This window comes from Microbacterium sp. CJ77 (assembly GCF_002911615.1).
Taxonomy (GTDB): domain Bacteria; phylum Actinomycetota; class Actinomycetes; order Actinomycetales; family Microbacteriaceae; genus Microbacterium.
Genome location: NZ_PQBR01000025.1, coordinates 340,692 through 353,938, shown reverse-complemented (window position 1 = coordinate 353,938; position 13,247 = coordinate 340,692). Strand labels below are relative to the sequence as shown.

General features: G+C 67.8%; 11 protein-coding genes. 2 read left to right on the top strand and 9 right to left on the bottom strand.

All coding sequences use genetic code 11. The features are described from left to right. Positions 1-66: 66 nt before the first annotated feature. Both glmS and coaA read right to left on the bottom strand, forming a co-directional pair. Positions 67-1,917, bottom strand: a complete 1,851-nt coding sequence (gene glmS / locus C2868_RS16425; RefSeq protein WP_100809946.1) for a glutamine--fructose-6-phosphate transaminase (isomerizing) — start codon at positions 1,915-1,917, stop codon at positions 67-69. A 166-nt stretch (positions 1,918-2,083) separates the two neighbouring features. Then, positions 2,084-3,034 (bottom strand): type I pantothenate kinase, encoded by a 951-nt coding sequence (coaA, locus tag C2868_RS16420; protein ID WP_100810086.1) that lies wholly within the window; start codon positions 3,032-3,034, stop codon positions 2,084-2,086. Positions 3,035-3,105: 71 nt separating this feature from the next. Here coaA and C2868_RS16415 point away from each other — a divergent pair, with 71 nt between their 5' ends. Beyond that, positions 3,106-4,038 (top strand): Ppx/GppA phosphatase family protein, encoded by a 933-nt coding sequence (locus C2868_RS16415; protein ID WP_100809945.1) that lies wholly within the window; start codon positions 3,106-3,108, stop codon positions 4,036-4,038. 264 nt (positions 4,039-4,302) lie between these two features. Then, on the top strand, positions 4,303-5,391 hold the full coding sequence (locus tag C2868_RS16410; RefSeq protein ID WP_100809944.1) for a hypothetical protein: 1,089 nt from the start codon (positions 4,303-4,305) through the stop codon (positions 5,389-5,391). A gap of 61 nt (positions 5,392-5,452) precedes the next feature. Here the strand turns inward: C2868_RS16410 and glmM are convergent, their stop codons facing one another. The 7 genes from glmM to C2868_RS16375 all read right to left on the bottom strand — a co-directional run bounded on the left by glmM (position 5,453) and on the right by C2868_RS16375 (position 13,054). Further along, the gene (gene glmM / locus C2868_RS16405) at positions 5,453-6,811 is read right to left on the bottom strand and encodes a phosphoglucosamine mutase (RefSeq protein ID WP_100809943.1); all 1,359 of its coding nucleotides are present in this window, start codon (positions 6,809-6,811) and stop codon (positions 5,453-5,455) included. Between the two features lie 18 nt (positions 6,812-6,829). Further along, positions 6,830-7,333 (bottom strand): 30S ribosomal protein S9, encoded by a 504-nt coding sequence (gene rpsI / locus C2868_RS16400; RefSeq protein WP_100809942.1) that lies wholly within the window; start codon positions 7,331-7,333, stop codon positions 6,830-6,832. A gap of 29 nt (positions 7,334-7,362) precedes the next feature. Continuing rightward, complete coding sequence (rplM, locus tag C2868_RS16395; RefSeq protein ID WP_100809941.1) at positions 7,363-7,809, bottom strand: 50S ribosomal protein L13; 447 nt, start codon at positions 7,807-7,809, stop codon at positions 7,363-7,365. Positions 7,810-8,096: 287 nt separating this feature from the next. Continuing rightward, complete coding sequence (locus tag C2868_RS16390; protein WP_100809940.1) at positions 8,097-8,840, bottom strand: helix-turn-helix domain-containing protein; 744 nt, start codon at positions 8,838-8,840, stop codon at positions 8,097-8,099. A gap of 167 nt (positions 8,841-9,007) precedes the next feature. Further along, positions 9,008-10,126, bottom strand: coding sequence for an ABC transporter substrate-binding protein (locus C2868_RS16385; protein ID WP_100809939.1), 1,119 nt, complete (start codon positions 10,124-10,126; stop codon positions 9,008-9,010). Then, positions 10,119-11,885, bottom strand: a complete 1,767-nt coding sequence (locus C2868_RS16380) for an iron ABC transporter permease (protein ID WP_100809938.1) — start codon at positions 11,883-11,885, stop codon at positions 10,119-10,121. Before C2868_RS16380 ends, C2868_RS16385 begins: the two co-directional genes overlap by 8 nt. Then, positions 11,882-13,054 (bottom strand): ABC transporter ATP-binding protein, encoded by a 1,173-nt coding sequence (locus C2868_RS16375; RefSeq protein WP_181003495.1) that lies wholly within the window; start codon positions 13,052-13,054, stop codon positions 11,882-11,884. Before C2868_RS16375 ends, C2868_RS16380 begins: the two co-directional genes overlap by 4 nt. Positions 13,055-13,247: the final 193 nt, after the last annotated feature.

Sequence of the window (13,247 nt, the reverse complement as noted above, 5' to 3'; positions counted from 1 at the left end):
CGTCGTCCGCCGACGCCCCGCGCGGCATCTACTCCCGGGCGAGCCCACCCCGGCCACCCCGGGGGGCTACTCGACGGTGACGGACTTCGCGAGGTTGCGGGGCTGATCGACGTCCAGGCCCTTCGCCGTCGCGAGTCCCATCGCGAAGATGTGCAGGGGAACGACGGCGAGCAGCGGCTCGAACAGGGGGGCGGCGAGCGGAATGCGCAGCACCTCGTCGGCGAAGGGCAGCACGGCGGCATCCCCCTCTTCCGCGATCGCGATGACGCGTGCGCCGCGAGCCCGGATCTCCTGGATGTTCGAGACGACCTTCGCGTGCAACAGCGCGGATTCGCGCGGCGACGGCACGATCACGAACACGGGCTGGCCGGGTTCGATCAGCGCGATCGGCCCGTGCTTGAGCTCGCCCGCGGCGAAGCCCTCGGCGTGGATGTACGCCAGCTCCTTGAGCTTGAGCGCACCCTCGAGAGCGATCGGATAACCGACGTGGCGCCCGAGGAACAGCACCGACCGGGTGTCGGCCATCCAGTGCGCGAGCTGCTCGATGCGGGGCTGCTCGCGCTCGAGGATCTGCGCGATCTTCTCGGGCACGGCCTCCAGCTCGACCACCTGCTGCGCCGCCTCGGTCGCACTCATCGCACCGCGCACGCGGCCCACGTGCAGGGCGAGCAGGTAGAGCGCGGTGATCTGGGCGACGAAGGCCTTGGTGGATGCCACGGCCACTTCGGGTCCCGCGTGCGTGTAGACGATCGCATCCGACTCGCGCGGGATCGTCGCGCCCTGCGTGTTGCAGATCGAGAGCGTCTTGGCGCCGCGTTCGCGGGCGTACTTGACGGCCATGAGGGTGTCCATCGTCTCGCCCGACTGGCTGATCGAGACGACGAGCGTGCTGGCGTCGATCACCGGGTCGCGATAGCGGAATTCGTGGGCGAGTTCGACATCCACGGGGATGCGTGCCCACTGCTCGAGCGCGTACTTGCCCACCAGACCGGCATAGGCGGCCGTGCCGCAGGCGATCACGACGATGCGCGAGATGCCCGCGAAGAGTTCGTCCAGCCCATCGAGTTCCGGGATGACGACCTGACCGTCGCGGGTTCGCCCGAGCAGCGTCTTCGCGACGGCCTCGGGCTCTTCCGAGACCTCCTTGGCCATGAACGACGACCAACCGCCCTTTTCGGCGGCCGACGCATCCCACATCACCTCGAACGGCTCGACCTCGACCGGCGATCCGAAGAAGTCGGTCACCGTGACGCCGCCGGGTGTGATCGCGACGATCTGGTCCTGTCCGATCGCGAGCGCGCGGCGCGTGTGCTCGACGAACGCCGCGACGTCGGAGCCGAGGAAGTTCTCGCCTTCACCCAGTCCGATCACGAGCGGTGAGTTGCGGCGAGCGCCGACGACCAGATCCGGGTGCTCCTCGTGCACGGCGAGCAGCGTGAACGCACCGTCGAGGCGGCTGACGGTGGCGCGGAACGCCGTCGCGAGGTCCTCGCTCTTCCGGTACTCGCGGCCGAGCAGCACCGCGGCGACCTCGGTGTCGGTCTCGCTCTGGAAGGTATATCCCTCGTCGAGCAGCTCGGCCTTCAGCTCCGAGAAGTTCTCGATGATGCCGTTGTGGATGACGGCGAGGCGGTCGTCGTCGGCAAGGTGCGGGTGCGCGTTGACGTCGGTCGGGCCCCCGTGCGTCGCCCAGCGGGTGTGTCCGATGCCCGTCGTCCCTGTGGGGAGCGGGTCCGCGGCGAGGTTCTCGGCGAGCACGCTCAGCTTGCCTGCGCGCTTGCGCATCCCGAGTTCGCCGGAACCGTCGATCACGGCGATGCCCGCCGAGTCGTAGCCGCGGTACTCGAGTCGGGCGAGCCCGGCGAGAAGGATGGCCTGGCTCGGCCTCGGGCCGACGTATCCGACGATTCCACACATGAGGGACATCCTAAGTCGCCGCGGCTGTGCAGCAGGTGAGCCGGTCACTCTGCGGGGAGCGCCCCACGCTCAGAGTCGGGGCGCCCAATCCCCGTTGGGGCGTGGCATGCCGCGCCCCAACGGGGATTGGACGCCCCAAGACAGCGGGGATGGCTACGCGACGCGGCTACAGCTTGCGCAGGAACACGCGATCAACCGCGTGCTCGGGCCCCTTCTGCAGGATCAGTGTCGCTCGATGCCGCGTGGGCATGACGTTCTCGACCAGGTTGGGCATGTTGATCTCGTCCCAGTACTTCATCGCCGTCTGGACGGCCTCCTCGTCACTGAGGTGGGCGAACACGTTGAAGTACGACGTGGGATTCGCGAACGCTCCGCGTCGGAGCGCCAGGAATCGTTCGACGAACCACCGGGCGATGTGCTCGGGATCGGCGTCGACGTAGACGGCGAAGTCGAACAGCTCACTGACCGCGACGTCGTTCGGCAGCGCCGGGGGCTGAAGAACGTTGAGGCCCTCGACGATCACGACGTCGGGGCGTCGGACGACGACGCTCGCGTCCGGAACGATGTCGTAGCGCATGTGCGAATAGAAGGGCGCTCGAACCTCGGGCGCCCCGCTCTTCACCTCGGTCAGAAAGCGGATCAGTGCGCGGCGGTCGTAGGACTCCGGAAACCCCTTGCGGCTCATGAGCCCGCGCCGCTCGAGTTCGGCGTTGGGAAAGAGGAACCCGTCGGTCGTGACGAGTTCGACGCGCGGCGTGCCCGGCCAGCGGCTCATCAGTTCGCGCAACAGACGCGCGATCGTCGATTTGCCCACGGCGACCGAGCCCGCGACGGCGACGACGAACGGCGTGGTCGTGTCGGGTTCGCCGAGGAACCCGCTCGTGTCGGCACCGAGACGTTTCGTCGCATTCGCGTACAGGCTCAGCAGGCGGCTGAGCGGGAGGTAGACCTCACGAACCTCGTCCACATCGAGACGGTCACCGAGGCCACGCAGCTGCACGATCTCCGTCTCGGAGAGCGGTTGCGCCATCCCGGCCGCCGTTCGCGCCCACTCGGCGCGCTCGATCTCACGGTAGGGCGTCAGCAATGACGTGGTCGCGATCTCCTCGGCGGGCACCGTTCGATGGTATCGCGCGGGGTCTGGCCATTGCGCGACGAGGGGCACTCCGGCCGCGCTACGCTTCACCGGTGCGCCTGGGAGTCCTCGATATCGGATCGAATACCGTCCATCTGCTGGTTGCCGATGCGCGACCGGGCGGCCGTCCGCTGGGCACGACCAGCCACCGCACGGTATTGCGCCTGATGCGGTACTTGGCGCCGGACGGATCCATCACGGAAGAAGGCATCCGCGCGCTCGAGACCGCCGTATCCGAGGCACGCGACCGCGCCACCGCCGAGGCCGTCGATGAGTTGTTGGCAACCGCGACGTCGGCCGTCCGTGAGGCGACGAACGGCGCCGTGGTCATCGAACGCATCGAGGCGGCTCTGGGACAGCCGCTGCAGGTGCTCGGCGGGGAGACCGAGGCGCGGTTCACGTTCCTCGCGGTGCGCCGGTGGTTCGGGTGGTCTGCCGGGCGCATTCTGCTCTTCGATATCGGAGGGGGTTCGCTCGAGCTGGCATCGGGTTCGGAGGAGCTGCCCGAGACCGCGGCATCCGTCCCCCTCGGAGCGGGGCGGATGACCGTGGGCTTCCTGCCCGACGACCCGCCCGGCGAGGCCGCGACCGATCGCCTGCGCGCCCACGCCGCCGAGGTGCTCGCGCCCGTCGCCCGCGAATTCAGAGCACAGCCCAAGCCGGACCACGTCGTCGGGTCGTCGAAGGCGATCCGCTCGCTCGCGAAACTCGCGGGGTACCCGATGCCCGGGTGGTCGGGAATCGAGCGGATGGTGCTGCCCCGCGCCGCCCTCGCGTCCTGGATTCCTCGGCTCGCACGGCTGCCCGCGAGCGCACGGCAGGAGCTGCCGGGGATCACCGCCGACCGAACGATGCAGATCGTCGCGGGTGCGGTCGTGCTGCACGAGGCCATGACAGCGTTGCGTGTCGAAGAGCTCGAGGTGAGCCCCTGGGCCCTTCGAGAGGGAGTCCTGCTGCGGTATATCGAGTCGCTGACCTGGGGCTGAGTCACGAATCCAATACCGTGCGGCGTGCGGATTATCGGCGCGAGTGCCGCTAGTATCGGCCTCGGCGGGGGGACGCCATTCCCGCCAGCGCTTTCGGAGGTACACACGTTGTCAATCAACGACCGCCGCGATACCTCCGATCCGCCCCGCGCTTCGTGGCTGTCTCGCGGGCGTGCACCCGCGGGTGTGCCCACGGACAGCGAAACCCGTGCGCACCGCGAAAAGGCCCGATCGGCGGCAGATCGACACGCGGATACCCGCACGATGCTCGTCACGATCGCGGTACTCGGCGGTGCGGTGGCCCTCGCCGCTACGGCACAGGCCATCATCGTCCTCGGAGTCCCCGACGAGTTGGTCGGGGAACCCGTTCCGCTCAGCTGGGATCTGGGACGACGCATCTTCATCAACCTCTTGACCGTGATCACCACGCTCCTGATCGTCAGCCAGCTTCGCATCGAGACGCGGCGCCCGGTGACCGCGGCGGCCCTCGTGCTCACCGCCGGGGTGGGAGTGGCTGCACTGCGCGCGGTCATGCAGATCACGGTCGGCATCTACTCGCAGCACGATGTACTGCCAGCTCTCGCGGACGCCGCCGTATCGGGAGTCATGATCAGCCTGATCATCGCGTTCGCGGCGTATGTGACCCGCTCGCAGCAGCGGATCCGCTGGGCCGAACGCACATCGCATCTGTCGGCCGCGCAGAGTTCCCAAGCTCTCGTGACGTTGCTTCGGACACAGGCGCGGACACGACACCAGCTCGCATCGGACAATCACGACACGCTGAAAGAGCGCTTCGGGCATGTGATGGACGAGATCGCGGAGATCATCGGCGATGCGGACGGCCTCATCAAGCTGCGCATGCAATCCGTGCAACGTGAACTCGCCGACGTAGCCATCGCGGGGCAACAGGGGTTGGCCATGTTCAGCTATCCGGAGGCGCTCGATCATGGCCTGGTGCCCGCCGTTCGCGCCTTCATCACGGTCGTCCCGAACCCCATCGCGGTCCGACTCCGCGTCAGCGACCCGGGAGAGGTACATGCGGCAACGGGCGCCGGTTCCGTGCAGATCGAGCGGCGTGCCGTGCTGTTCCACACGGTCGTCGAAGCAACGCTCAATGCCCTCGAGTTCTGTCGCGCTCAACGGATCGATGTCGAGATCGGCGTAACGGCGGGGATGGTCCGCGTCTCGGTTGCCGACGACGCAGCGGGAGACGGCAGCCATCGCGAGGCCCCGGGACTCGACAACCTGCGGCGACAGGTGAGCGGAATCGGCGGCAGACTCGAGTCCGAACTCACACCGGCGGGTGGGTGCCGCGTGATCGCGTTCGCTCCGCGGATACCCGCCTTCGCCTGAACCGCCTCCGCCGCGACGTCGGACGGCAGGCGCGGTGCGCGAACGATGACCCGCGCACTCCCTAGAGGGCGAGTGCCTCGCGCACCACGTCGGCGAGCTCGTCGGCGTGGCGGCGGGCCGTCTGCTCGTCGGCGGCCTCGACCATCACGCGAACGAGCGGCTCGGTGCCCGACGGACGCAGCAGAACGCGACCGGTGTCGCCGAGTGCAGCGGATGCTGCGGCCACTGCGGCCACGACGACCGGGTCGCTGTTGGCACGCGACCGGTCCACGTCCCGCACGTTGACGAGGACCTGCGGAAAGACCGTCATGATCGACGCCAGCTCCGCCAGCGACTTGCCCGTGCGCGCCATCTCGGCAACCAGGTGCAGCCCGGTCAGCAGGCCGTCGCCCGTCGTCGCGTAGTCGCTCATGATCAGATGCCCGGACTGCTCGCCGCCGAGCGAGTAGCGGCCGCGCGTCATCTCTTCGAGAACGTAGCGGTCGCCAACGGCGGTCTGCAGCACGCGGATGCCTCGCTCGGACATCGCGCGGTGCAGGCCGAGGTTGCTCATGACCGTCGCAACGAGCGTGTCATCGTGCAGGCGTCCGCGTTCGTGGAGTGATGCCGCGAGGATCGCCATGATGCGGTCACCGTCGACGATCCGGCCCGAGGCATCCACCGCGAGGCAGCGATCCGCGTCACCGTCGTGGGCGATCCCGACATCCGCGCCGTGTTCGAGAACGGCCGCGGCGAGCACATCGAGGTGCGTCGAGCCGACACCGTCGTTGATGTTCAGCCCGTCGGGGTCGGCGCCGATCACGACGAGTTCGGCTCCCGCATCCCGGAAGGTCTCGGGCGAGACCCCGGATGCGGCTCCGTGGGCGCAGTCGAGAACGACCTTCACTCCCTCGAGCCGCTGCGGCAGAGACGCCAGGAGGTGCATGACATAGCGGTCCTCGGCATCCGAGAATCGCGCGATGCGCCCGACCTCCGCGCCCGTGGGCTGGAGCTTGGGTCCCGACATCGCTCGCTCGATGCGCTCTTCGACCGCGTCGGGTAGCTTCATCCCGCCGCGGGCGAAGATCTTGATGCCGTTGTCGGGAGCGGGATTGTGCGAGGCCGAGACCATCACACCGAAGTCGGCGTCGCGGTCGGCAACGAGGAAGGCGAGCGCCGGGGTCGGCAGGACGCCGGCCTCGAGCACATCGACCCCCGACGAGGCGAGCCCCGCCGCGACCGCGGCCGTGAGGAACTCCCCGGACACCCGCGGGTCGCGCGCGACGACGGCTGTGAGCCGGCGTCCCTGCGCACGCCGGGCCTCGGCCGTGCGACCTTGCCCGAGGACGACGGCCGTCGCCTGGGCAAGCGAAAGAGCGAGGTCGGCGGTCAGGGTCCCGTTGGCGAGACCCCGAACGCCGTCCGTGCCAAACAGTGGCATCGGAGCGCTGACCGCTGGTTAGCGCTTCGAGTACTGAGGCGCCTTGCGGGCCTTCTTGAGACCGGCCTTCTTGCGCTCCTTGACGCGAGCGTCACGCGAGAGGAAGCCGGCCTTCTTGAGGGTGGCGCGGTTGTTCTCGACGTCGATCTCGTTGAGCGAACGCGCGATGCCGAGGCGCAGGGCGCCGGCCTGACCCGAGGGTCCACCACCCGAGATGCGGGCGATGACGTCGTAGGCGTCGGTGAGGTTGAGGACCGTGAACGGGTCGGTGACGAGCTGCTGGTGCAGCTTGTTCGGGAAGTAGTCCTCGAACGAGCGGCCGTTGACCGTGATCGTGCCCGAGCCGGGGACGATGCGCACGCGGGCGATGGCCTGCTTGCGACGACCCACGGCTGCGCCGGGAACGGTCAGGACGGGACGCTCTGCCGCGACGGCTGCTGCCGCCTGGTCAGCGGGCGTCTCGGTCGAGTAGCTCTGGGGGGCCTCGTCAATCGAGGAAGTGGAGTCGGAGATGTTCGCCACGAGTATGTCCTTTGAGATGAGTGCGGCGCTTACTGGGCGACCTGGTCGAGGGTGTACGTCTTGGGCTGCTGGGCAGCGTGGGGGTGCTCGGCACCCCGGTAGACCTTGAGCTTGCCCAACTGCTGGCGACCGATGCTGTTCTTGGGAAGCATCCCGCGAATGGCCTTTTCGACGGCGCGTTCGGGGTTCTTGTCCATGAGCTCGCCATAGGTGACGGACTTGAGTCCGCCCGGGTAGCCGGAGTGGCGGTAGGCCTTCTTCTTCTCGAGCTTCTGACCCGTCAGCGCGACCTTGTCGGCGTTGACGATGATCACGAAGTCGCCGGTGTCCATGTGGTTGGCGAAGGTGGGCTTGTGCTTGCCGCGCAGAAGCGCTGCAGCGTGGCTCGCGAGGCGGCCCAGAACGACGTCGGTCGCGTCGATGATGAGCCACTCGCGCTGGATCTCGCCAGCCTTGGGGGTGTACGTGCGCGTCACAGTAGTGCTGCTTTCTTGATCGAACGGAGATGTTCGTGAATCCCGCTCCGGGGTGTTGACTCCGGATGGATGTCCGGGCAACGAGCCAGTGGAGGGCTCACGTTCGCGGTGCCGGGCCAGCAGGGCACAGGCACCAAGGGATCAGCTTAGCGCAGGCGGGCCCGCGAGCCAAACAGTGGGGCGAGGGCATCGCGGGGCGGACGCCTGACCGAACCCGACGTGCGCGTCCGGCGTGCGGAACACGCGCCCCGGTGGCGCGCAGACGACACCCGAGGGTCGGCGGCTCGTCAGTAGTCGCTCCGGCGGAAGTCGCCGACGGCGCCGCCTCCCCCGCTCCCTGCGGTTCCGAGTGACATGCCGATCAGCTGGGCCGTGTGGATCAGGCGTTCGGCGGCACTCTCTGCGTCGAAGTCGACGACGGAGACCAGAGCGACGACGAGGGCAGCACCCGAGAGGGCGGAATTCGGCACGACCGCCGCGACGGCGTAGCGCACGGGTGCGACCGAGCCGCGCGCGATCGCGTAGCCCTGGCGACGCGCCTCGACGATCGCGTCGGAATCGTCCTCTGCGGGCGGGGCGGACGCCTGGAGGGCGATGCGGGTCGCCAGCGGCCCATCAGGATGCCGGAAGCCGGGCGGGGTGAAGACGTGCTCGGCGTTCGTGCTGGGGGTCACGGACAGCACCGTGGTGAGCACGTCACCCTCGGCGGAGACGAGGGTCGAGGTGACGCCGACGTCGTTGGCGAGCTCGGCGAGGAGCTGCTCGAGGCCCGCCGGGAACTGCACGGAGTAGGCCCGCGCCAACTGGATCGTGCCGATCCCGAGCCGATAGCGCTTCTGGTCGTCACGGCGCACCAGCCTCGCCCGGATGAGCGCCTCGAGGATCCGATACAGCGGCGCGCGCTGGGTGTTGAGGTGACGCGTGAGGACGGTGATACCCAGGCCGTCCGGATTCTCGGCGAGGAGCTGCAGAAGCATCGCCGCCCGAGCCACCGTGGTGGAGTACTGCGGGCCCGCATTCGTATCGGTCAATCGGGTTCCCTTCGCCAGGTGATCGTTGCCAGGGACCGGCGATCTTCCGGCGTTTCGGGCGCCTGCCCGGGCCCCGGTCAGAATATCGCAGAGATGAGCCACGGAAGGTGGGCGCGGATCTTCCCCGGGCCAGCCGTTGCGGGCCCGAGGAAGATCCGGCCGTGGACTCAGCCGCCGAAGAAGGCGATGACCTCCTTGACGTACGGGCCGTAGGCCGTGATGGCCTCCTCGTCAGGCAGCGCGTGCAGCAGATCGATGTCCTCGAGCGGGGGCAGACCGCCGGGGCCCGGCATGCCGGGCATCGTCGGGTACCAGCCGGAATCGGCGAGAACCGTCTGTCCCTCGTCGCTCGTTAGCCAGTTCATCCACAGCGCGCCGGCATTGGGGTGAGGAGCGTTTTCGATCAGGCAGTTGCCGCTCTTCGTCCACATGTTGCCGCCACCCTCGGTGAACGGGAAGACGAACTCGATCGGCGCGCCCTGGGCGGCCGTCTCGACGAAGTACGGATAGTAGGCGAGGGCGCCGATCGGGTACGTGCCCTGGGCGACCTCCTGCAACACGAGTGCATCCCGGGCCACGAGCGTGACGTTGTCCTTGATGCCCTCCTTGATGCCCGCATACTTCTCAGCGTTCTCCTCCGGCGTCTGCATCATCGCGAACGTGAAGGCGGCGGCGCCCCCGGCCGCGGGACTGACCATGACGACCTTTCCCTCCCACTCGGGCGAGATCAGCTCTTCCCAACTCTGGGGCGCATCCTCCGCATCCATCATGTCCGTGTTGATCACGAGCCCGAAGACCGAGACATACGGGAACATGGCCGCGTTGTTCGGGCCCATCCACTCTTTCGGCACATCCATGATGGTGTCCATTTCCTGGCACCATCCATCGACCGCCATGGAGACGATCGGAGTCCGGCCGTCGGAGGCGACATCCGCCACATAGTTCTCGGTCTGCTTCTCCTGCTCGAGCTTCGCGATCCGCTCAGCCGTCTGCAGCTGCTGGTAGTTCACCTCGATGCCCGGGAAGCGCTGTTGGAAGGCGTCAATGAGGGCGCGCGCGGGCGGCGGTCCGTATGCAATGACCTGGTTCTCTCCCGCGTCCACTGCCGCCTGGTAGAGGGCTTCGAACTCGGCCTCCTGCTCGGCGCTGCCCAGGGCCCCACCGTATCCACCGTCGCCACCCGAAGCACCCGGGTCTGCGGGATCTGCTCCAGACGAACAGCTCCCGAGCAGGGCGAGGGGGACGACGAGCGCGGTTGCTACGAGCCACCTTTGGCGTTTAGACATACGCGACACTTCCTTTCGTTATGAGTGCTCTCTCGATGCGGGTGAGTCGAGCACGCTTGAGCAGGCGGGCTCCTCCCGAGACCACCACCCACGCAACCGCACCGACCGCGGCAACGGAGAGCATGAGCAGCAGGAACAGTGCAGCCGCCTCGGACGCGTAGCCCTGTCGATACGAGTCGTATGCCTGGACGGCGACGGTCTGCATGGACGGCGAGGACAGCAGGACGGGGAGGCTGAGGTTGCCGGAGATACCGATGCCGGCGATGAACCAGCCCGCGAGGAAGCTCGGCAGCACGAGGGGCAGGACCACCGTGAAGAAGGTGACGACCTTCGACGCCCCCGAAATCCGGGCCGACTCCTCGAGCTCGGTCGCGATCTGCAGCACCCCGCCCTCGATGGCGCGCGTCGCGATCGGCGTGACCACGACGATGAATCCGAGCAGCAGCATGAACGGCGTGCCGATCATGTTCCGCAGGCCCGGGATCGGGAGGTACGCGGTGATGAGCGCAAGACCGACCAGGACCCCCGGGATGGCAACCGGTGCCCAGCTCACGAGCCCGGTGACGCCGCGCAGGAAGCGGCCGGAGCGCGCGGACAGGTGGCTCATGATGAGTGCGACGGAGGCTGCGACGAATCCGCCGATCGCCGCGAGGATCAGCGTGAAGACGATCAGCGAACCGGTCCCGGGGTCCCGCAGGAGCAGCTCGTAGTTGGCCGTCGTGAAGCCGAGCGACACGCCGAACATCGGCTGGAACGAGCCGAGGATCATCTGCACGAGCGGGATCAATCCCGCCCAGCACACCACCGCGATGAAGATCGCGAGAAAGAGCCACTGGATGCGGCCGTAGCTCTTGGGCTCGGGGCGGAAACCCTTGCCGGTGATCGTGGAGAAGCGGCGTCCGCCGAGGATTCGCGAGCGCACGAGCACGAGCAGGATCACGAGCGCCATCAGGATGAGCGACAGGGTGCTCGCACCCGCGTAGTTGGGCACCGCCTCCTGCGCCGTCAGCGTGGTGTACACCGCTGTCGAGAAGACGTTGATGTCGGCCTGGATGCCGAAGAGGAGTGGCAACTCGAACGCGCTGAACCCGTAGGACGTCATGAGCACGAAGACGCCGAACATCGTCGGGCGCAGGAGTGGCAGCGTTACCGTGAAGAACGCGTTGCCGCGTGTCGCGCCGCTCATTCGCGCGGCGTCGTCGAGGGCCGCGTCCATGCGCGCCATGGGGCCGACCATGAAGAGGTAGCCGACGGGGATGACGAAGCCGATCACGACGAAGAGCATGATGGGCCAGCCTGAACCGAGAGGCGATCCGGTTATCCCGAACCACTCTCGCAGCATGATGTTCACGGGAGCCGCGTTGCCGTTGACCACCAGGTACCAGCCGAGACCGTAGAAGAGGGAGGGGATGACGAGGATGACGGCCATGATGGGCGTCATCCACCGTCGCAGCGGCGTCGTCGTGCGAACGGCGACCCAGGCGAGAAAGGTGCCGATCGCGAGGGCCCCGATGCTGGATGCGGCCGAGAGGATGATCGAGTTCAGAGAGACGCGCCAGGTGCTCTCGCGCGAGAGCGTCTCGATGAAGGGAACGACGCTCCACTCCCCTTGGCCCGCGAGGTTGCCCACACGGAATGCGGCGATCGCCATCATGACCGGCGGCCACAGGAAGAGGATGAACAGGATCGCGATCGCGACCCCGAGCAGCACCTTGCCGAACAGCCGCTCGCCCCGCCACTCGGCGGGCAGACGCGTCATACGACCGCACCCGTGACGGCGACCGGCTCGGGCAAGGTCGTGGCGCTGCGCCGACCGGTCGGGATCACCGAGCACAGCTCCGCGTCGACCTCGACCCAGACGCGGGCGCCAGCTTCGCGGCGCAGCTTCTGGCGACGGTAGTCACGCTCCGATTCGGCGACGCGCAGCGACGCCCCACCGCTCTTGATGCGGAACTCGTTGCGCGAGCCGAGGAAGTCGACGCTCTCGATGACACCGGCCAATTCCAGCCGTGGCGCGCCGGGCTCGCATTCCGACACCACGACCGCGTTGGCCGATCGGAAGGCCACGACGACCTCGTCGCCGCGGGAGAGGGGGCCTGTCGTGGTGGACCGGGGCAGGGTGACATCGACCCCCGCCGCCTCCATCCGCAGGGTGACCTCGTCGGCGTAGACCGCCTCGACGCTTGCGGCGAGCAGGTTCTCGAATCCGACGAACTTGGCGACGAACTCGTTGGTGGGCTTGGCGAAGATCTCCGCGGGGGTACCCGACTGCTCCAGCAGACCGGACTGCATCACGATGATGCGATCGGAGAGATGCATCGCCTCCTCGAGATCATGCGTCACATACAGCGACGTGGTGCCGTTGGATCGGTGCAAGCGCAGGATCTCATCGCGGACCTGACGGCGAAGCGAGGGGTCGAGGTTGGACAGCGGCTCGTCGTACAGCATCAGCTCGGGGCGGCTCACGAGCGCACGTGCGAGTGCGACGCGCTGCTGCTGTCCACCCGAGAGCGATGTCGCGGGTCGCGTGGCGAAAGGACCGAGGCCGACGGTCTCGAGCACGTCCCGCGCCCGCTGCATCGCCTCCTTGCCACGGACCTTGTGGCGCTTGAGGGGATACAGGATCGTCTCGAGCACGGTCAGGTGCGGCCACAGCGCGTAGCTCTGGAACACCATGCCCGTCTCGCGCCGCTCGGGCTGCACATCGATCCGCTCGCCGCTGTCGTAAACGACGCGGTCACCGATCGCTATGTGCCCCGACGTGGGCGTCTCCAGGCCGGCGATACAGCGCAGGGTCGTGGTCTTTCCGCATCCGCTCTCTCCGAGCAGGGTGACGAATTCGCCGTCGGATGCGGCGAGATCAGCGCCGCGGATGGCCTGGTAGTCGCCGAATCGCTTATCGAGGGCGCGCACGGTGATTGAAGACAAGGGAAACTCCATCGTTTGCCAGGGTGACTCTCTGCGTCGAGAGCCTCGGTATCTAGTTGCACTGCTCTGTCGCGGTCCGTCAGCGCACTCGACCGCCACCAATCGAAAGTATCAATGGTGTCTGTCGCGTCTACTTCTGGTCTCGCGCAGGACACTTGTGCGTCCGCGTCGAGGGCGAGATCCGTGCGGCCGA

Coding starts and splice junctions, on each gene's coding strand:
- glmS (WP_100809946.1), bottom strand. CDS start 1,917: ATGTGTGGAATCGTCGGATACGTCGGCCCGAGGCCGAGCCAGGCCATC.
- C2868_RS16410 (WP_100809944.1), top strand. CDS start 4,303: ATGCTCGTCACGATCGCGGTACTCGGCGGTGCGGTGGCCCTCGCCGCT.
- glmM (WP_100809943.1), bottom strand. CDS start 6,811: ATGCCACTGTTTGGCACGGACGGCGTTCGGGGTCTCGCCAACGGGACC.
- C2868_RS16385 (WP_100809939.1), bottom strand. CDS start 10,126: ATGTCTAAACGCCAAAGGTGGCTCGTAGCAACCGCGCTCGTCGTCCCC.
- C2868_RS16380 (WP_100809938.1), bottom strand. CDS start 11,885: ATGACGCGTCTGCCCGCCGAGTGGCGGGGCGAGCGGCTGTTCGGCAAG.